Source organism: Halobacillus litoralis, from assembly GCF_009856415.1.
In the GTDB taxonomy this organism is placed as follows: Bacteria; Bacillota; Bacilli; order Bacillales; family Halobacillaceae; genus Halobacillus; species Halobacillus litoralis_C.
In genome coordinates this window covers 1,046,998-1,066,686 of sequence record NZ_WMEZ01000001.1, presented here as the reverse complement: position 1 = coordinate 1,066,686, position 19,689 = coordinate 1,046,998, and the positions used below count along the sequence as shown (strand labels likewise).

Sequence of the window (19,689 nt, the reverse complement as noted above, 5' to 3'; positions counted from 1 at the left end):
TCCTCTGGTATTCCTATCCTTGCTCTGATTAAATGAGAGATGGAGTGAACCATCGCTCCTTTGAATTCGTAGTCTTTATAAAAGAAAAAGGAGTAGGACCATGAAATATATACCTATTATGTTTTGTTTACTTATTGTATTTGCACTGCCAACGATGGTAGGGGCACACACTCATCTTGAAAGCTCAGAACCTGAATCAGGAGGGGCGTTAACCCCTGAAAACCCAATTGTTACGCTCACCTTTGACTCAAAAGTGCAGGAGCCTACCGACCTGACGGTTACAGGCGAAGATGGGGAGGATTTCAAAATAGAAAGCTATACCCATTCCCCTGAAAATGTCATTGAATTCAGTATTCCTGAAGGAGTAGGTAGTGGGGACATCGAGGTCTTCTACAGCATCATCGGGGAAGACGGGCACGTCATGGAAAATCAGTTGACCTATACCTATACAGTGAAAGAAGCGGCAACTGCACCTGAAGAGGACACCGAAACAGAGGAACCATCAACCACTTCAGGTGAAGATGAAAACACGAGCGGAGAAGCTACTGAAAGTGACCAAGTGGCAGCGTCCAACCAGGGGAATGAATCAATGGTCTGGATTGTACCAGTACTTGGATTCGGAATTTTGGTTACGGCTGTGCTTGTATTTCTGGGGATTAGGAAAAAGTCATGATTCATGCGTTAACTAATGGAGGTCTCTATGCTTGTCTCTCCATTCTTATCGGAGCAAGTATCTTGTCCCTTTCGGATGAAAAGCTTGCTCATCGTAAAAAGACTTGGACACTTGTCACTCTGACTGTGCCTGTTTTAGCTCTATTTCCAATTATAGAGTTATCCGTCATGCTTCAGGGATATCGCGACGGCAGCTTTTTGTCGAGTCTTATTCATGTGGTTACCCAGTTAAAGGGAGGACAGGCATGGCTTCTTCTATTTTCCTTGTCTGTTCTTCATGTGGTTTTATTGAATACGGTTAAAAGTCCTAAAATCGTCTATTCATTCAGTTTATTATTCATTGTGGGGATGATTCTCACTCAAAGTATTACGGGGCATTCCGCGAGCACCAATTCTCTTCAAGGGGCACTCTTTCATACGATTCATTTTATCGCTGTAGGTGTATGGTCCGGGATATTACTCGTAGTGAGCTTTTTTTCTGATCGGGAGCACCGTTGGGAATCCTTTGTGAACTGGTTTACGAAGGTAGCCATCGGCTGCATGGTATGGATCATGTTGACTGGAGTAGCCATGAGTTTACTATTATCAGAGAGTATCGTAGGTTCATGGATGCTTTCCTATGGTCAGGCGTTGTTGGTCAAACATCTTTTGTTTATTGTTCTCCTGTTGTTTGCTTTCGTCAATGGTTTTCTCATGAAGCGCTTAGTAGCGGAAGACCCAGATTTCTCACCCAAACGCTGGTGGAAAGCGGAAAGTATTCTGGTGGTTTTCGTCTATACGATTACAGGATACATGACTGAACAGGAAACGCCGCATAATATTGCACAAACACTGGAGCAACAGGAACCTTCTGTCCTGTTTCGTCTCTTTACAACGGTTGACGGGGTCGGCCCATTGACCCTTGCACCGAATCTGATTAGTGTAGCCTCTTTGGCTTTGTCGTTTATTTTCCTGCTGTTTACAGGGGTGATGATCAAGCGCAACTCGCTGGCGGGTACTTTTTTCATCAGTGCAATGGTTGTATGGTGCTTATACCTTGGTCTTATGAGCAGTGTATCACTGAGTTAAGCGGACACCTATGCGGGTGTCCGTTTTTTTTTTTTATGAAATGAAACCACCAGTCCTGCTCAATCGTATTCACGTTTATTACTTTTTTAAAGGAGTTAGGAAATGGATCGATCTATGAAAAGAAAGCTTGAAGTATTGATGGAAGATGAGATGCGCACCATTCTTCTCCATCAATGGACGCTCTTCTCTTATGTAGAAGCGGGGAAGATTTCAGAGAAAGAATGGCTCGATCGGATAAAAGAAATGAATAAAAGAACGGAACGGGTGTGTGACGATCGTCTGACTCCTTTCCAAGCTGAGGAAGGGAACGCTGTAGAGCGCATACATATCGTCTTTAGTGAATCTACGAAAGGCTCTTTGCAACTTGCTTTGAACCAAAAAGAGACGAGGGAAGAAGTCATAGCTTTTTCTTCGATGTATTCTATTGGGCCCATTCAGGATTTGGATAAAGAAGAAGGCATCGGAAAGCGTAAGGAATGGCTGTTCTATCATCTTGTCATGGACGATGAGCAATGGGTGCACATGGTAGAAGATTCCCTGAAGACCATTGAAAACTTAAGGTCCATACCAGGCGGGGTGCCTATCACGATCTGGGCCGGTACCAATGCTCATGAACAGACCGGGCTTCGTTTTGTTATGCATCTTTTGAAAAATAAACCCAACGAAATGGATACGGTACAAGTAACGGATGTTTTAGAGTTTCCGCTTCACACGGGGGAACTGTCTCCTGAACGCTTTGTGCGTTTGTTGGAACGTTCCCAAAGTCGTCCGGTGTCCGTAGAGTGCATGAAAACCTACCTGGACGAATGGCGGGCTTTATCCGAAGAGAATGCGAATCTCCGAGTGTGGGACAAAGGCATCCAATCCACTACGGAAGACTATTTTGATGCGACTCTCATCCAATCTTTAAAAAGGTTGCAGGATGAGAGTGATAAGGAAGATTACATGAAAGCGGCCCGATTAATTGGGGAAGTGCTGGGGCACTCGTCACAAGTCGTCGGGGACAGCTTTTTCGAGTACCGAGTCCGTGAACTTGTCTTGCAGGGGGAGTTCCTGATTAGAGGTGTTCCGAGAGGGATGAGGTATTATGAAGTGAAATGGAAACCACAACAAGACGTTTAGAAGGATAGAGAAAAGAAAACGCTTGGCCTAATTAAGCCAAGCGTTTTTTACGCACGTTTCATCCATTCTTCCCTAAGGACACCCATGCGGATGGAATCATAAAACTGTCCCTCATAAATGCGGCACTTCCTCAACCGGCCTTCAACTTTCATGCCGAGTTTTTCACCGACACGCATCATCCGCTCATTTTTGGACCATGTCGTCAAACCGACCCGGGCAAGGGGGAGCGTGCGGAAAAGGTAATCCACCCAGATCTCGAGGGCTTCCGATCCGTAGCCTCCGTTCCAATAGTCGGGATCATAGATGCCGATGCCGACTTCGAGCCATAGGGAAGGTTTGTGCTCCCAGTAATAGGTGACGGTACCGATGGTCTTTCCGTCTACTTCAATGATGAGTCGTGAGTCGGGTTCGTTCGGCCCGAGCCTGTTGATGCGGGCTTTCTCGTGACTGCGATAGCTTTCAAGGGTATGAGGCTCGAGCGGATAATAGGGCGCATCCCACTTTTTCCATTCCGGTTCATCGCCATTGTAGATCAACTGGTACAAGACGGGAATGTCTTTTTCGTTGATAACCCTTAATGTGACCCGTTGCCCTTTCAAATGCTCGTCGCTTTTCAATCGTTGCAGCATCCGCATGCCTCCGTTCCGTCTTTTCTTCCATCGTACCACAAGTGAGAATGGTTGTTTGAATAATTTCGTTTACGGTTATAAAAGAATAAGACGTACATAGGTAGGTGAAACGCATGATTGAGGTTATGGCTTATAGTAAAGAATCAGGATTGCATGATGACCTTTCCATTGAAGAACTTTCCAGTGGGGACTGGGACTGGTATTGGGTCGACTTCAATCAACCGACCGAAGGGGAAGTGACGCTTTTAGAGAAGACGTTCGAGTTTCACCCATTGGCGGTGGAAGACTGCTTGCATGGGCTGCAGCGACCGAAACTTGATTATTATGACGATCACAGCTTCATCGTTGTTCATTCTGTGAATCCACGAACGCTGGAGCGGGAGGAAATCAACGTTTTTCTCGGTCATTGTTCCATCGTCACTTTTCATAAGGAAAAGAATGAACCGCTGGAACAAGCGAAAAGGATCGTGAAGAATAACAAGTTGCATGAGGATGTCGACGAGTATTATGTCTTTCATCAGATCCTGGATAAGGTCGTCGATCATTATTTTCCGATCATTTATAAAATTGAGGACCATATCAACGAAATCGAGGACAACACGAAAGATTTGTCGATGGAAAAGCTGCTCGAAGAATTGTTTGATCGGCGCAGTGAGTTGCTGACCTTGAGACAGACGATTCACCCCATGAGAGACTTGCTGTACCGTATCTTGAACACGAGGCACTTGGATGGGGTGTTTGATCGACGGGAATATTTCGCGGATATCCATGACCACTTGATCAAAGTGGCCGACATGGTTGCCTCGAACAGGGAAATGACCCAGGATATCCGGGACAGCTACCTGTCCTTGAACTCCCACGAAACGAACCGGACGATGCAGATTCTCACCGTCATCAGCGTCATCTTCATGCCGCTCACATTTATCGTTGGTGTGTATGGGATGAATTTTGCCAACATGCCTGAGCTGCAGACGGAATATGGCTATTTTGTCGTCTGGGGAGTGATGATTGCTGTTGCGATTGCGATGTTCATCTGGTTCAGAAACAAAGGCTGGTTTGATTGAATCTCAGACGTAAGACGGAAGCCACCCGGGCGGTTGGCTTCCGTCTTTTTTCAGTCCAGAGGATGAAGAGAAATCACTCCACCGGCCGTTAGAAAGAAAAGCGGGGCGGTCTATACTTAAAGTAACAAGAAAACGAAGGAGATGACCGGAATGATCAACATCTTTGAAGTCTCTATCGATATCCAGGACCGCCGCCCTCGCTGAATATATAGAAGAAAACGCTCGTGACTGAGAGGTCGCGAGCGTTTTTTAGTGGTAGGGAGTTGTCGTGTTCGGTGCGACGGATATATTAGCAGGTTCAGCCGCTTTATTGGCGACTTTTGATGTTATATTAGCAGGTTTGGGCGTTTTATTAGCAGCTTTTGCGATTATATTAGCGACTTTCCCGGATTTATTAGCACCTTGCCCTCCCACTCAAGAGCGCTGAAGAAAAAGAGGGCGGAAGCGGCATGGGCTTTTATCCTCCGTCCTTTTTCGGTCCAGAGGATGAATGGAAATCACTCCACCGGCCGTTAGAAAGAAGAGGGAGGCGCTCTATACTTAAAGTAACAAGAAAACAAAGGAGATGACCGGAATGATCAACATCTTTGAAATCTCTATCGATATCCAGGAGCGCCGCCCTCGCTAAAAAAACGGTCGTGACGAAAAGTCACGACCGTTTTTTGATATTCAGTTAAGATTCTTCTTCGTCCTGGTCGAACCAAAGAAGTTCCTGCTCATCAACAAAACCATTGTAGTTGATGTACACTTCTTCATCCGCTTTGATATCTTTGTAGGCATAAAAGTCAAACGTGTGTGTCTCGAAATTGATGACATAGTTGGCGTTCGGCTCGTAGGAGTGGTTGAACATCATTCCATAGCCGAGCACAAAGGCCGTATGGTTTTCGCCATATTCGAAAGCGTAATCAGCCAGTCGGGTTTTTTCAATGTGGACATGCTCTTCATTTGGATAAGGGATGACAGGAGCCTGGTGGATCAGCTCATTTTTGGCGATATCCCTTTTGGCGAAAATGCCGCGGTTCAATTCTTCGTTTTCAAGTGTAGACGTACGTACTTCGATCATCGTCTCACCTCCGTGATTTTTTCTTCTATAAAAGCGATCCGTTTTGGCGGATATTCTTGTGTCTTTGCCTATTCAAGTCTGACAGGTATCGGAATGGAAAGCAACTTTCTTATTTTTCAGTTTTCCTCGGGCGAGAATAGGAAAAGCAGGTGGAAAGATACTATCTCTAACAATCTTTTTTTGGAAGGGATCGCTTGCTGATGAAAAAATTCAATACGGTTTTCAAAATTTCAGCTGGAATCATGCTTGTGCTTGTCATCATCGGAATCGTCTGGCCGGATGGTTTAGAGCAGGTGACGACAAACGTCAAGAGCTTCATCGCCAATAAACTGGGCTGGTATTACCTCATCGTCGTCACACTTTTTGTCCTCGTCTGTCTCACATTCCTTTTTACCCCACTTGGAAGAATCAAGTTAGGAAAAAAAGGAGAGAAGCCGGAGTTTTCGCGCCCGACCTGGATTGCGATGCTCTTCAGTGCTGGAATGGGAATCGGTATCGTGTTCTGGGGTACGGCGGAACCGATCAGTCACTATGCCATCAGTTCACCGACGGGGGAGACAGGGACTGATCAAGCGATCAAAGATGCGATGCGGTTCACCTTCTTCCACTGGGGCATTCATGCATGGGCGATTTATGGCATCGTTGCGCTCGTGCTCGCTTATTTCAATTTCCGTCACGGCCATGCCGGGCTCATTAGTGCCACATTAAAACCGTTGATCGGGGAAAAGGCGGCAGAAGGCGTGTTTGGTAAAGTCATCGATATACTTGCGGTCATCGCAACAGTTATCGGGGTTGCGACGACACTTGGGTTTGGTGCCGTGCAGATCAATGGAGGACTTTCCTATCTTTTTGATATTCCGACCGGCATCGTTGTTCAATTCATTATTGTGGCGATCGTTACTGTTCTGTTCATGATATCCGCCTGGACGGGCTTAGGGAAAGGAATTAAAATCCTTAGCAATGCGAACATGGCACTTGCCGGTCTCCTTTTCCTTCTTGTCTTCATCGTAGGACCGACCATGTTCATCTTAAACATTTTCACAAGTTCGATCGGCGCCTATTTTCAATACTTGCCTACCATGAGCTTCCGGATTGCGCCCCTCAATCAGGAAACACGCGAATGGATTAATGCGTGGACGATTTTTTACTGGGCATGGTGGATCGCATGGTCGCCGTTTGTCGGTGTGTTTATTGCCCGTGTTTCAAGAGGGCGGAGTATTCGTGAGTTTGTTTTCACGGTCCTTGTGGTCCCATCCATCATCGGGTTCTTATGGTTTGCGACCTTTGGTGGTACAGCCATTCAACTGGAGCACAATGCCATCGACACCATTTCATCTCTAGCTACAGAGGAATCGCTGTTCGGCGTGTTTTCTAATGTACCTCTCGGCTGGCTGGCTTCGATTGTCGCCATGACACTGATTGCTACGTTCTTCATCACCTCCGCAGATTCAGGAACCTTTGTCCTCGGCATGATGACGACGGGAGGTTCCGAAACACCGGGAACATCGATTAAACTCACATGGGGCGGGTTGTTGTCTGCAACAGCGTTGGCTCTTCTTTACACAGGAGGACTGCAGGCGTTGCAAAATACGATGATCATCGCAGCCTTGCCATTTTCGATCATCATGTTGATGATGGTCATCAGTTTTGTGAAGGCGATCTACAAAGAAGGTAGAGAACTCGGTGTCGGGCGGTTCAACCCGCCGGATGATAAAAAGTCATAAAACAAGCCCCCGGTCTAAAAAGATCGGGGGCTTCGTTATGTTTATATTACTTACCTAGCACGTCATGATCGACATAACGCTTGCCGTTCAATTCACTGATGACATTGATGGCGACTTTCGCACCGTCTCCAGATGTAACAATCGTATGGACACTCACCCCGGCAACGGTGCCGGCCGCCCATACTTTCGGCTTGGACGCGCGTCCGTGTTCGTCGGTCTGAATGATTTTGGCCACGCGTGGTTCCGTTCCTTCGACAATATCAAGCCCGAAAGCTTCTGCGGCTTTGACAGACATACCTGTCGCAAAAATGACGTGGGAGGCTTCATAACTTCCTTCAGATGTTTGAATGATGTAGAGCTCTCCTTTTTCCTCAATGGCGATGACATCATCCTGGACGATGTCTGCCCCGAATTTTTGCGCCTGTTTCTGGCCTTGCTCCAATAACTTCGGACCTTCGATTGGGTCGACGCCGTAGTGGTTTTCGACCCAGGCTTTCGCCGTAATGCTCTTTCCGTTATCAAAAAGAATCGTCTTTTTCCCGGCTTTTGCTGTGAAAAGTCCAGCACTGGCACCAGCAGGTCCGGCACCGATAATCGCTACATCGTACATCCAACCACTCCTTTTTGAAGTCTCTCCTCCATTATATCTGAATTTTCCGATCATTTAAATTTTGACAGTATGGTTATGAAAACTTATTGAACAATCTGGAAGGATTGCGTAAGACTTGATTTCGAGGCTTTGTGGGAGTTTAGGGGCTCCGGGAAAAGGTTCGCTTTCCGTGGGCGAGTGATGAGCCTCCTCGAGCTGACGCTCTGCGGGGTCTCATCTACTACGCACTTCCCACAGGAGTCTCACCTTTTCCCTCCGCCCCTTTACCAAGTGAGGTTCTCGAAATCCCTCTTATAGGAACTTGCCTATTGTGTTGTGAAATCCTGCTTAATCTACGCCGATATAGGATTCTTAATAATAAAAGCTCTTATAACTGGAAAGTAGTTTCGAGAACCTCTTTCGGCAAGTGGGCGGAGGGGAATGGCGAGACTCCTGCGGGAAAAAAGTGCATAGTGAGACCCCACAGGACGCAGTCCGAGGAGGCTCACCGCGCTCCCGCGGAAAGCGAGCTATTCTCCGTAGCCCCCATCCACTCAACAAAAGTCTCGAAACTAAGTCTTCAAGAAATATATGAAATAAATAGGAAGGTGGAAATGAATTTTCTATATCCAACGTTTGGCCGTTGCTTTTGATAAGGATGTCGTGTAGAATCATTTCGGGTAACGAAATAATGGAGGGGGATCAAAACATGAAAGAAGAACAACAAGTACGTAACCCAAAGGGATTATTGATCTCCCTTTGCGCGGTTATGATGATGTCAGTGATGAATGGAACGATGTTCAACATTGCTGTTCCTGATATAGCGAAAACCTATCAATTGATGCCATCGGAAGTCAGCTGGGTCATGACTGGATATATTATGGTTTATGCCGTCGGAGCGCTCACTTACGGGAAATTGGCCGACTTCTATCCGTATCGAACGTTGATCACGTTCGGCCTCAGTATTTTTTGTGCCGGCTCTTTGTTCGGCTTTTTTGCTCAAAACTATGGGATGGTTCTGTTAGCGAGGGTGATCCAGGCAGTAGGGGGAGCGATGATTCCAGCGCTCGTTTTCTTAGCGCCGATTCGATATTTTCCAAATGAACGGGGGAAAGTGCTCGGCATCGTTTCTTCTGTGATGGCGTTTGCTTCAGGTGTCGGCCCGATTGCGGGTGGCTTCATAGCAGGTTTCCTCGATTGGCGGTATTTGTTCTTAACGTCTGCAATGATTATCATTACCTTGCCATTCTTACGTAAAAACCTACCTCAGGAAGAGTCGAAAAAGGGGTACATCGATTACGTCGGTGCCGCTTTGATCGCTGGGGTGATTTCCACGCTCATGCTTGGTATTACGTTGGGAATCACATGGTTATTCCTATTTACAGTTTTATTCTTTGTTTTAAATTTATGGCGGATGAAGTCCATCGAAGAACCGTTCATCCCTGCTCATCTATTCAAAAGCAATCCGTACAGAGCAACGATCATCACAAGTTTTCTAGGCGTCGTTTGTTTGTTTGGCATGATGTTCATGCTGCCGATCATGTTCCGTGATGCCTATGGGCTCGGAACGATGATGATCGGTCTCGTCCTTTTTCCTGGAGCTTTGAGTGCAGCCTTGATGGGGCAAAAGGGTGGGAATCTCGTCGATTCCAAAGGGAACACGTTCGTTCTCTATATGGCTCTTGGTTTACTAGGAACCGGATTTGTCGTGCTGTCTACACTCGTCGGAGCACATCCGTATATCGTAAGTGCAGCGATTATCATTGCCTATATGAGTTTTCCACTCGTGCAGGCATCATCGGCTGACATCCTGGCGAACATTTTACACAAAAATGAAACAGGGGTTGGAATGGGTGTGTTCAACTTGCTCAACTTCGTATCCGGTGCGCTGAGCGGGGCTTTGATCGGGAAAGCGCTCGACGTATTCAACCCGAACCAGCCGTTCAACTGGTTTGGTTTTGAAGGCACCACGGCGGTTTACAGCAACATTTTCCTTGCCTTCGCCCTGATCATTGCCTTAGGATTCTTACAGTTCCGGTTGAATTTTTATAAAAAAGAACAGACCTATGCACAAAAGAAACCCGCTTCCTTGTAAAAGGAGCGGGTTTTCGTCTTATGTATGAAAGGAATGCGAAGGAGTCTCTAGATGGACAGGGCGACAAAGATGGTCACTCCTTCGCTGGGAAGAAGGTGCATCATCATTCGACATTTACATCATACATTGGATTTTATAATAATTGTACAAAAGTTATACCAAAATAGAAGTTTCGTTTTCGACCATTGCATCATTGTATTTTCTGCGGCACGTACTTTCAGCAATATGATCCTGCCATTCGCCTTCGATTTCGTTGTAAACGTCATCGACACACTCGCCGTCGATAATCATGACAAACGACTCTTCCTTGTCCATGAATAAGAAAAATGATAATAATTTCGGAAGGTGCCCAGCATCAGCAATCAGCTGATTTTGATGTAAGTATAAGTCACACCCATTTTTCGAAATCGTTTTGTACACTTTCATAATCTGGTTTGTTTTTAACGGGCGGTTCAATGTGATTTGGTAAGAAGACAGCTCATTCACTGTCGTCACCTCCGTAATGTTTTGTTGCTATATTACTACCCGCACAAAACTTATACTAAACATTTCGTCATTTTCAATGTTCATAAATCATCTTTCGAGTCATACCGCCATCTACGGTCACGTTTTCTCCATTCACAAAAGCATTCTCCTCATCCGTCAAATAAAAGCAGGCTTTCGAAATATCATCGACCGTACCTACACGGTTGGACAAGTGCTGGTCATGGTCCTTGTTTCTCAATTCATCAGGATCACCCGCATGAATCCATCCAGGACTGATGCTGTTCACCCGGATGTTGTAAGGGGATAAGGAAGCCGCCATTGCATGGGTCAGGGCGAAAATGCCGCCTTTACTTGCCGCGTAAGCTTCCGAGTCAGGCTCAGACATAAACGCCCTCGTAGACGCCATATTTACGATTCGTCCTGAAGTCTCATCCTTCTTCCACCGTTCAGCTGCAAGTTTTGAAAAAAGAAAACAGCTGCGCAAGTTCGTATTCAGCACGCGATCCCATTCATCTACATCCAACTCGAACATCGATTTGAACTCGCTCACGCCGGCGTTGTTGATCAAAATAGAAAAAGGCTCATTGATTTTTTGAAAAAGAGTTTCGACCTGCTTTGGATCACTCACATCACAATGCAGGAATATCCCATCCATACCTTCCATCGTTTTCCGGCCTTTATCTGCATTCACATCACAGCCGATCACCCGATATCCTTTTTCTGCATATGCTATAGCTAATCCACGTCCAATGCCTTGAGCGACGCCCGTTATGAGTACGGTTTCGTTCTGTTTTGTCATGGTTATCCCTCCCCGGTATCGTTTCCTTTTTCTATTATAGGGTAAACTTCCATATGGATGTGAAACAAAGCTTTGATGATCATTCCTACTTCAAGCGTTTTCTTCTCCAACACCCTCTCCTAAAGCGACGAACCCAATGAGTGAAACCTTGTTCTGAATGGGTAATCATGATATGATCTTTTTTAAAAAATCGGAGGTGATCGTATGAAAAGAGTGACACTCGTCGATGTGTTCAAACACCGCATTACACAAAAGTACTTGCAGCGCTCAGGCATCAACCACGCGGTCACCGTTGCAGGCTACGCGTTTGATATGGCAGTGAAAAAGGGAGTGGACCCTGATCTTGCTACAAAATCAGCTTTGCTTCATGACATGGGCCATTATGAGTGGTACCGGGATGGCAAATGGGATTACGATGAATACCGGAAGTCCGACATCCATGCGATTAAGGGAGCAGAACGTGCGCATAAGCTCCTGATCCGTCTCGGCGAAGACCGTCTCGTCGCCAAAGAAGTGTCTGTGGCTGTTCTTCTCCACACGGACAGTTATTTACCCTTTGGTTTAGAAGAAAAAAGAACACCCCTTCAACATGTCGTTGCGAAAGCCGATGAAAAGGACGAGCAGCCGATGGGGTTGCATCACTACAAACAAATGGACAAAAGCGAAGCCCTGAAGCGATTACACGAATTGGATTTAAAAATTGAAAAATATTTCGAAGATGCTGATGAGCTGGCATAACGTTCCGTAGCCTTTCATACAATGAATCAGAGCAGGGGCGTGACAGGGCAGGGATTTCCTGCCCTTCTAAAAAAGTCAAGAATATTTTTGAAATGGGCTTTACTTTCCGTAAAACGTCCTATATAATTTCCAGTGTAAGAAAAATTTCTCAGAAAGCGAGGTCGGCAAACATGAAAAACTGGATGACACAAAAACAAACCAACTTCATACCATCGACCTGCGCGGAGATCCATTCCTGAGATCTACGATTATTCATAAAAAAGCATTCATATGAGCCGCGGGAGATGCATAATGTATTCCTGTGGCTTTTTTAATGGAGAGATTTCTTCAAAAGCCGCAGTATGCCCTGCGGCTTTTTCTTATGCTATCAAAGAGTAATTTTACTCTTTAGATATAAATATTACACTATGGGGAGAGGTGATTTTCATGACGATTCAATTTTTCATTTTTACGATTACCGTTTCGAAAAACAAACAGAAAAGTTATCAGCTGTTACCCGGATACCGACCGACGGCCAAAGACCAGTGGCTTGACCGGAAATCTGCATTCAGCCGTTACATGTAACACCTACAAATTCTAAGGAGATGATGACAATGGGAGAATTGCTAAGAATGGCTTTTATGAACTGGTTGAATGTTGAGAAGGATACCGCGTAGCCACAGTACAAAGAGGAGGAAAACACATGAGAATCCATATGATTCTTTTTACCATCATTATCGAACGTGCGGATGTCGCCTCTGTCGAGAAATCAAAACGACGCAGCCGGCAGATCGAACAGAAAATCAATGATGTGAAAAATAAATACACAGGAATATAATTGATCAAACCTCTGCTGCACAGGCAGAGGTTTTGTCATAAAATCCTTTCTTCCTTGGAACAATAGGAAGGAGGGGAGTGAATGAACATGGCATCAGGAAATAAGAAAATAACGAAGCGCAATGAGAAAAAGCATGCGCGCAAAGAAGAAAGACGTGGCAAAAAGCAGGACGAGACAGCAATCAACCACGTCGTCAATGTGTACGACCCTATTTAACTAAAGCGCAGCCCGGAGCCTTTGCTTCGGGCTTTTTATATTACCTTTCAGATTTTGATCAAACACCGAAAATCCTTATATACGCGCCGGATTCATCCAACAATCTACAAGAGTCGCGTTTATTTTCCAAGCTAACAGGGAAAAGAACACAACCATACATAGACAATCTTTGAAAAAATATGAATATTCCTATATGTTCAAAGGAAGACGTTTTTAAAGGAAGGATCGCAGATGAACTTACATAGAAAACCACTCCCTGTCACCGAAGCGGTCAACAGGGTCTTGAACTATAAAAAAGAAGGAAGGTACGAAAACGTCCCGCTTGAGAATAGTGATGGACGCACGTTGGCTGAGGACTTACTTGCCACACATCCTGTTCCTCCTTTCAACAAATCCCCTTATGACGGATTCGCTCTCCGCTCAGAAGATACAAAGGAATTATCCAGAGATAACCCTGGGGACTTTCATGTGAAGGAAACAATCGGTGCCGGGCAGCTGGCAAGTCGACCGGTGGAAAAAGGGGAAGCGGTCCGGATCATGACAGGGGCAGAAATTCCAGAGGGCGCGGATTGTGTCGCGATGTTTGAAATCTGCCAGACCTATGAAGATCAGGGCGCCTCTTACATGACATTAAAACGGTCAATGGAGAAGGATCAGAACATTATTGGCCAAGGATCGGAGACTGAAGAGGGGACGGTACTCGTCGAGGCTGGGACGCGCATCAATCCTGGTGTGAAAGCACTCCTCGCTACCTTCGGTTATCCAGAGGTTCAGGTTTATCGGAAGCCGAAAATCGGCGTTTTTGCAACAGGAACAGAACTGCTCGACGTTGATGAACCCCTTCAACCAGGCAAGATCCGCAACTCCAATGCTCCGATGATACTATCTCAAATTGAACGGGCAGGAGGGGAGGGTCACTTTTTAGGGAAACTGGTGGATGATTTTGACGCCTGTTATGATGCAGTTTCCCGTTCATTGGATGATTACGATCTCCTCATTACGACAGGTGGCGTATCTGTCGGCGATTACGACCTCATGCCAGACATTTATGAAAAATTGAGGGCACAGGTGCTTTTCAATAAAGTTGCCATGCGCCCGGGCAGTGTGACCACCGTCGCAGAACTCGAAGGCCAGCTGCTTTATGGATTAAGCGGCAATCCATCTGCTTGTTATGTGGGTTTTGAACTATTCACCTATCCGATCATTCAAACGCTGCTTGGAAATCCGAAACCTTTCCATACACGCCTCAAAGCGACGCTCGGGGAGGACTTCCCCAAACCGAATCCTTTCACCCGTTTTGTACGTGGGAAGATCCACTTTGAGGAAGGAAAAGTGATGGTGTCACCTGCAGGGATGGACAAGTCGAATGTCGTGACATCCTTAGCCCATACAAATGCCTTTCTAGTGCTTCCCAGAGGAACGAGAGGTTTTAAAAAAGGGGATGCTGTAGAGGCGATTTTCTTAGAAAATCAAGACGGACAAAAATATTTCGAGGAGGGGTGATCTTATCGATTCACACATCATTGATCAACTCGGTCGTCCCATTAAAGATTTAAGAATATCAGTGATCGATCAATGCAATTTCCGCTGTACATACTGCATGCCGGCGGAAATCTTCGGTCCGGATTATGCGTTTTTACCAAAAGAAGAACTTCTGAGTTTTGATGAAATCGTTCGGCTTGCTGAGATCTTTGCGAAATTCGGAGTGGAGAAGATACGTCTGACCGGAGGCGAACCGCTGATGAGGAAAGACCTTGCGGATCTCGTGGGCCGGCTAAAAGATATCGATGGCATCAAAGATATTGCCGTCACGACGAATGCGGTCTTTCTCGTCAGGCAGGCTCAGAAGCTTAAGGATGCGGGACTTGACCGTGTGAACATCAGTCTTGATGCGATCGAGGATCACGTGTTCCAGGAAACGAATGGACGTGGAATCAAAACGAAACCGGTGTTGAAAGGGATCGAAGCCGCGAGAGATGCGGGTTTGAAAATAAAAATCAACATGGTTGTGAAAAAAGGAATGAATGAAGACCAAATCCTCCCGATGGCACGTTACTTCAAAGGAACGGGTGATACGCTGCGCTTCATTGAATTCATGGAAGTCGGCAACCACAACGGCTGGAATATGGATGCCGTCGTTTCGAAAAAATGGATCATCGAACAGATTCACCAAGAAATGCCGCTCGTGCCCCAGGATCCGAGTTACTATGGGGAAGTGGCTTCGCGGTACCGTTATGAAGATGGTTCGGGAGAGATCGGGGTGATCTCCTCCGTGACAGAAGCCTTTTGCTCGAGCTGTACGAGGGCTCGTTTATCTGCGGACGGAAACCTGTTTACTTGTCTGTTTGCTTCTTCCGGATATGATTTGAAAACCATGCTCCGAGAAGGGGAAAGCGATGAAACGATTACCGATTATTTGCTTGCGATATGGACCGGTCGTACGGATCAATATTCGGTTGACAGAGCCCAAGGAAAGCCGATGAAAGAGAATAAAATCGAAATGTCCTACATCGGAGGATAAAAAAAGGTCGAAATCAGTCTTTGCTCCAGTCCTCTCCGTGTTCTATAATGGAGATAATTATCATTCTCGGAGGTCATTCGAATGAAAACCTTTAAACTGATTTCATTGGATATCGTGGAAGAGAAACACGAGGATATTACTCAAAGACGCATCAAGCTCGAAGACGGTTTGATCATCAACAGAGAAGATGATCACGGTCGTTGGGTCATTGAAGCATACGTCGATGAAAATTATCGGGATTTCTTTGAAACGATGAAAGAAAAGGAAGAAGAAATCATTATTCAAGTGAAAATAACGAAACAAAGCAATCGCCCGGCGACTTTTCTCGTGAAACCGATTGATGTAAACATGATTGGCGATCGTATGAATGTCATCTTCATGGGTACGATTGTGGATCGGCAGCAGGAACAAGTGGAGTGGGTGCTAAAGCAATTGATGGATGAAGGCTATCAGGGAGAAGACCTCTTAGAAGAATTCAAAAAGCGTGGCCAGGAATCAAAAGCATAAGCATACGATTGGAGGCGTCTGATACTCAGACGCCTCCGACGTGTGTATTAGTTCAAATGTCTTACATTTTTTAAAAAGCAGAAGTAATTTGTCGAATATACTGCTATACTATTAGTGGTGATAGACATCCATTAGACCTGGCAACATCAAAGGAGTTTTACTTTATGTGGGTGAGAAGAAAGAGCCTGCGATGGCTGAATGACTTATCGCCATTCCAATTAATCGCATTATACTATATGGTCGCAGTAACCATATCCTCCATACTGATTGCCCTTCCTGTGGCACATCGGGACGGGGTCAAAGTTGAATTCATCGATGTTTTATTCACGGCGGTCAGTGCGGTCAGTGTCACAGGTTTGACCACCCTGCCGACAGCCGAGACGTTCAGTACGACGGGCTATTTCATCCTGGCGATCGTTCTGCAATTCGGAGGGATCGGGGTCATGACCCTGGGTACTTTGATCTGGTTGATGCTCGGGAAGAAAATCGGATTGAAAGAACGCCGGTTGATTATGACAGACCAAAACCAGACATCGTTCGCCGGCATGGTCCGACTTGTGAAACAAATCGTGATTGTTGTATTAGTGATTGAACTCGTCGGTTTTCTTGTCCTGGGGACGTATTTTCTTCAGTACTATGAGCCAGGTGAAGCTTATTTACAGGGCTTCTTCGGTACCATCAGTGCAATGACGAACGGTGGCTTTGACATTACGGGCCAATCCTTGATCCCGTTTCGCGACGATTATTTTGTCCAATTCATCAACATCATCCTGATCATTGCAGGGGCGATCGGTTTTCCGGTTCTGATTGAAGTCAAACAATATTTGATGCAAAATCATGAAGAAAAAACCATTCGTTTTTCGTTGTTTGCCAAACTGACGACCTTTACTTTCTTTGCCTTGGTCGTGTTGGGAACGATCATGATCATCATTCTTGAAAGCAATCATTTCTTTGCAGACAAGTCCTGGCATGAAATTTTCTTTTATGCCTTGTTCCAATCTGTTACAACGAGAAGTGGTGGACTCTCCACGATGGATATCAATCAATTTACAGAACAGACCCAGCTGTTCATGTCGTCATTGATGTTCATTGGTGCTTCCCCGAGTAGTGTGGGAGGCGGGATCCGGACGACAACGTTCGCCCTTGTGGTCATCTTCGTTTTGACGTTTGCGAGAGGCGGGAACAATATCCGGTTGTTCAGAAGAGAAGTTCATCCTGAAGATTTGAATAAAGCGGTTGTCGTCACGATCGTCGCCTTATTCGTCTGCTTCAGCGCCGTCATCACTCTGACGATCACCGAACCTTTCACACTGAATGAACTTGTTTTTGAGGTGTGCTCTGCGTTCGGAACCGTGGGGTTATCGCTCGGTATTACGCCAGGCCTGTCTTCCTTTGGAAAAGTCGTGCTTATGCTGCTCATGTTCCTAGGGCGGATTGGATTGTTGACGTTCTTATTCTCCTTTAAGAAACATGACAAAGCTCAAGGGAAATTTCATTATCCTAGAGAGAGAATCATTATTGGTTAGAACACAGCTGTTTGGGGGGCGCACACATGTCGGACTGTTTGAGAGAGCTTGCATTACCGATTGATGATTGGATTTTTCAACAAATGAATGATGCCCTGATTTTTGTAGATGAAGAAGGGAAACTGCTTCGATTCAATGAGAAAGCAGGAGAATTGAACGACGGGGATGTCCAGTCCCTCGTCGACCTTCTTGATTTCCATCAACTGAAAAAGGAAGAGGTCCCGAAAATGGTGGAACTTCCGTCTACAGAAGGTCAGTTGTATAACGTGCAATGCCGGCAGTTGGAGAAAAACAGTTCCCTCTACGCGATTTTTCTCCAACCCGTATCGATGATCGATCAAACATTGGAAGTTAAGAAAAAGATGGATCAACGGTTGGCGGTTCCATCTGAGGGCCTGGTTATTCATGAAGATGGAAAAATCATTGATTGTGATGACACGCTTGCCCATATGTTCGGATACGAAAAAGAAGAAATCATGAAACAGGACGCGTTCACACTCACTGAAGAGGATGAACACGAAGCGCTTTCTAAACTTTTCCTCAGCTATCCTGAACAGCCCTATGTGCTGAAGGCGATCAAAAAAGATGGGTCCCCTTTTTATATTGAAGTCCTAGCCCACCCTTATCCCCAGGGGGGCCGTATTTTACGCGTAGCGATCGTTCGGGATATTACCGAACGAGTACATAATGAGAAAAAAATTGAATTCATGTCTTATTATGATGAACTGACGGATCTTCCTAACCGTTATTACTTCTCGGATATGGTCAAAGAGGCGATCGAAGAGAAGGACGGGCTGGCTGTCCACTTCATCGACCTGGATTATTTTAAGCAGATCAATGACACTCTCGGTTATTCCTTCGGAGATGAACTCTTGAAAGCCTGTGCATCGAGATTGAAGTTGTATCAGGATGCTGACACATTCATTGCTCGCATGGGCGGTGACGAGTTTCTTGTCCTGCAAAGGCATGTGCAACATCAGACTGAAGCAGAGGCTTTGGCGGAAAAATTGATTGAATGCTTCCGGAAGCCTGTCGTCATTGATGGGTATGAGCTGTACACATCAGTAAGCATTGGAATCAGCCTATATCCGGATCATGGAAAGACAGCGGGAGATCTCATCAAGCAGGCAGACAGTGCGATGTATACAGTCAAAGAGCAGCTTCGAAACGATTACCTTTGTTATAACGCATCAATCAGTAAAGAATTTGAACAAATGCTTTCCATTGATTCAGAACTGCGTAAAGCCTTGAAATACAACCAACTGGAACTGCATTACCAACCACAAAAAAGCATCCACACAGGAAAAATCGTCGGTCTTGAAGCATTGATTCGTTGGAATCATCCGGAAAAAGGAAGAATTTCCCCGGCCACTTTTATTCCAGTCGCAGAAAAGAATGGACAGATCTTCGAAATCGGTGATTGGGTCATAAGAGAAGCCTGCCGTCAAAATAAACAATGGCAGGAGGAAGGTTATCCGGCCGTCATTGTTGGTGTGAATCTTTCAGCTCTGCAGTTTTTACAAAAAGACCTCGTACACCGGGTGAAGCAGATCCTAGTAGAAACCGGCCTCGATCCTATGTATTTGGAGCTTGAAATTACCGAATCCATGGCGATGACCAACGAAGAATATATCATCCAGACGCTCAATGAACTGCGAAATCTTGGCGTCCACGTCTCCATTGATGACTTCGGGACCGGATATTCATCACTCAAATACTTGAGCCGTTTTCCTGTGAGTAAACTGAAAATCGATAAAGTTTTCATCAGTGAAAACCAGGAGCAAAACCAGGCCATTGTAAAATCGATCATCCACATGTCCCATTCATTGAATATGAAAGTCATTGCAGAAGGCGTAGAAACCGCCGAACAATGGGATTTTCTGAAGAATGAAAAGTGTGATGAGATCCAAGGATATTTCTACAGCAAGCCACTTCCGCCTGAAGAGTTGATCACAGTCTTCGAAAACAAACCGATCCACTGACAAAAAGGACACAGCCGCGAGGGCTGTGTCCTTTTTTAGGAAAAAGAATAAAGATGAGTCTTATAAAGAGG

At 45.5% G+C, this 19,689-nt stretch carries 21 protein-coding genes; 16 read left to right on the top strand and 5 right to left on the bottom strand.

The genetic code is table 11. From position 1 onward, the window contains the following. Window positions 1-100: 100 nt before the first annotated feature. The 3 genes from GLV98_RS05590 to GLV98_RS05580 all read left to right on the top strand — a co-directional run bounded on the left by GLV98_RS05590 (window position 101) and on the right by GLV98_RS05580 (window position 2,862). Entirely contained in the window at window positions 101-673 is a 573-nt protein-coding gene (locus GLV98_RS05590; protein WP_160912850.1) for a copper resistance CopC family protein, read from the top strand. Continuing rightward, window positions 670-1,740 carry a copper resistance D family protein gene (locus GLV98_RS05585; RefSeq protein WP_160912848.1) on the top strand — a complete coding sequence of 357 codons (1,071 nt, stop codon included), beginning with the start codon at window positions 670-672 and terminating at the stop codon, window positions 1,738-1,740. Before GLV98_RS05590 ends, GLV98_RS05585 begins: the two co-directional genes overlap by 4 nt. A gap of 102 nt (window positions 1,741-1,842) precedes the next feature. After that, window positions 1,843-2,862 carry a DUF1835 domain-containing protein gene (locus tag GLV98_RS05580; RefSeq protein WP_160912846.1) on the top strand — a complete coding sequence of 340 codons (1,020 nt, stop codon included), beginning with the start codon at window positions 1,843-1,845 and terminating at the stop codon, window positions 2,860-2,862. A 47-nt stretch (window positions 2,863-2,909) separates the two neighbouring features. On the opposite strand, the gene GLV98_RS05575 is transcribed toward GLV98_RS05580, so the two are convergent. After that, complete coding sequence (locus GLV98_RS05575) at window positions 2,910-3,491, bottom strand: GNAT family N-acetyltransferase (RefSeq protein ID WP_237417032.1); 582 nt, start codon at window positions 3,489-3,491, stop codon at window positions 2,910-2,912. A 113-nt stretch (window positions 3,492-3,604) separates the two neighbouring features. Here GLV98_RS05575 and corA point away from each other — a divergent pair, with 113 nt between their 5' ends. Continuing rightward, complete coding sequence (corA, locus tag GLV98_RS05570; RefSeq protein ID WP_160912842.1) at window positions 3,605-4,555, top strand: magnesium/cobalt transporter CorA; 951 nt, start codon at window positions 3,605-3,607, stop codon at window positions 4,553-4,555. A gap of 268 nt (window positions 4,556-4,823) precedes the next feature. Then, the gene (locus GLV98_RS05565; RefSeq protein ID WP_160912840.1) at window positions 4,824-4,982 is read left to right on the top strand and encodes a hypothetical protein; all 159 of its coding nucleotides are present in this window, start codon (window positions 4,824-4,826) and stop codon (window positions 4,980-4,982) included. 246 nt (window positions 4,983-5,228) lie between these two features. Here the strand turns inward: GLV98_RS05565 and GLV98_RS05560 are convergent, their stop codons facing one another. Continuing rightward, a complete protein-coding gene (locus GLV98_RS05560; protein WP_160912837.1) occupies window positions 5,229-5,618 on the bottom strand; it encodes an SET domain-containing protein in 390 nt (129 codons plus the stop codon). A gap of 200 nt (window positions 5,619-5,818) precedes the next feature. Between GLV98_RS05560 and GLV98_RS05555 the strand changes: the two genes are divergently transcribed. Further along, window positions 5,819-7,342: a glycine betaine uptake BCCT transporter gene (locus GLV98_RS05555; RefSeq protein ID WP_160912835.1), complete on the top strand. Its 1,524-nt coding sequence runs from the start codon at window positions 5,819-5,821 to the stop codon at window positions 7,340-7,342. A gap of 46 nt (window positions 7,343-7,388) precedes the next feature. Here the strand turns inward: GLV98_RS05555 and GLV98_RS05550 are convergent, their stop codons facing one another. Continuing rightward, window positions 7,389-7,952, bottom strand: coding sequence for an FAD-dependent oxidoreductase (locus tag GLV98_RS05550; protein ID WP_160912833.1), 564 nt, complete (start codon window positions 7,950-7,952; stop codon window positions 7,389-7,391). 688 nt (window positions 7,953-8,640) lie between these two features. Here GLV98_RS05550 and GLV98_RS05545 point away from each other — a divergent pair. Then, window positions 8,641-10,026: an MFS transporter gene (locus GLV98_RS05545; protein WP_160912831.1), complete on the top strand. Its 1,386-nt coding sequence runs from the start codon at window positions 8,641-8,643 to the stop codon at window positions 10,024-10,026. 153 nt (window positions 10,027-10,179) lie between these two features. On the opposite strand, the gene GLV98_RS05540 is transcribed toward GLV98_RS05545, so the two are convergent. Next, on the bottom strand, window positions 10,180-10,512 hold the full coding sequence (locus tag GLV98_RS05540) for a hypothetical protein (RefSeq protein ID WP_160912829.1): 333 nt from the start codon (window positions 10,510-10,512) through the stop codon (window positions 10,180-10,182). Between the two features lie 73 nt (window positions 10,513-10,585). After that, entirely contained in the window at window positions 10,586-11,311 is a 726-nt protein-coding gene (locus GLV98_RS05535; protein ID WP_160912826.1) for an SDR family NAD(P)-dependent oxidoreductase, read from the bottom strand. Between the two features lie 204 nt (window positions 11,312-11,515). Between GLV98_RS05535 and GLV98_RS05530 the strand changes: the two genes are divergently transcribed. From GLV98_RS05530 to GLV98_RS05500, 9 genes are all read left to right on the top strand, one after another. Beyond that, window positions 11,516-12,049, top strand: coding sequence for an HD domain-containing protein (locus tag GLV98_RS05530; protein WP_160912824.1), 534 nt, complete (start codon window positions 11,516-11,518; stop codon window positions 12,047-12,049). A gap of 426 nt (window positions 12,050-12,475) precedes the next feature. Further along, the gene (locus GLV98_RS05525; RefSeq protein ID WP_160912822.1) at window positions 12,476-12,613 is read left to right on the top strand and encodes a hypothetical protein; all 138 of its coding nucleotides are present in this window, start codon (window positions 12,476-12,478) and stop codon (window positions 12,611-12,613) included. Window positions 12,614-12,731: 118 nt separating this feature from the next. After that, a complete protein-coding gene (locus GLV98_RS20230; protein ID WP_272917277.1) occupies window positions 12,732-12,866 on the top strand; it encodes a hypothetical protein in 135 nt (44 codons plus the stop codon). Window positions 12,867-12,947: 81 nt separating this feature from the next. After that, window positions 12,948-13,082 (top strand): hypothetical protein, encoded by a 135-nt coding sequence (locus GLV98_RS20225; protein WP_272917276.1) that lies wholly within the window; start codon window positions 12,948-12,950, stop codon window positions 13,080-13,082. A 231-nt stretch (window positions 13,083-13,313) separates the two neighbouring features. Continuing rightward, on the top strand, window positions 13,314-14,585 hold the full coding sequence (glp, locus tag GLV98_RS05520) for a gephyrin-like molybdotransferase Glp (RefSeq protein ID WP_160912819.1): 1,272 nt from the start codon (window positions 13,314-13,316) through the stop codon (window positions 14,583-14,585). Window positions 14,586-14,589: 4 nt separating this feature from the next. Continuing rightward, window positions 14,590-15,603: a GTP 3',8-cyclase MoaA gene (moaA, locus tag GLV98_RS05515; protein WP_160912997.1), complete on the top strand. Its 1,014-nt coding sequence runs from the start codon at window positions 14,590-14,592 to the stop codon at window positions 15,601-15,603. A gap of 81 nt (window positions 15,604-15,684) precedes the next feature. Next, window positions 15,685-16,110 carry a YwpF-like family protein gene (locus tag GLV98_RS05510; protein WP_160912817.1) on the top strand — a complete coding sequence of 142 codons (426 nt, stop codon included), beginning with the start codon at window positions 15,685-15,687 and terminating at the stop codon, window positions 16,108-16,110. Window positions 16,111-16,274: 164 nt separating this feature from the next. Beyond that, a complete protein-coding gene (locus tag GLV98_RS05505) occupies window positions 16,275-17,636 on the top strand; it encodes a TrkH family potassium uptake protein (protein WP_160912815.1) in 1,362 nt (453 codons plus the stop codon). Between the two features lie 26 nt (window positions 17,637-17,662). Further along, a complete protein-coding gene (locus GLV98_RS05500) occupies window positions 17,663-19,618 on the top strand; it encodes a sensor domain-containing protein (protein ID WP_160912813.1) in 1,956 nt (651 codons plus the stop codon). Window positions 19,619-19,689 lie beyond the last annotated feature (71 nt).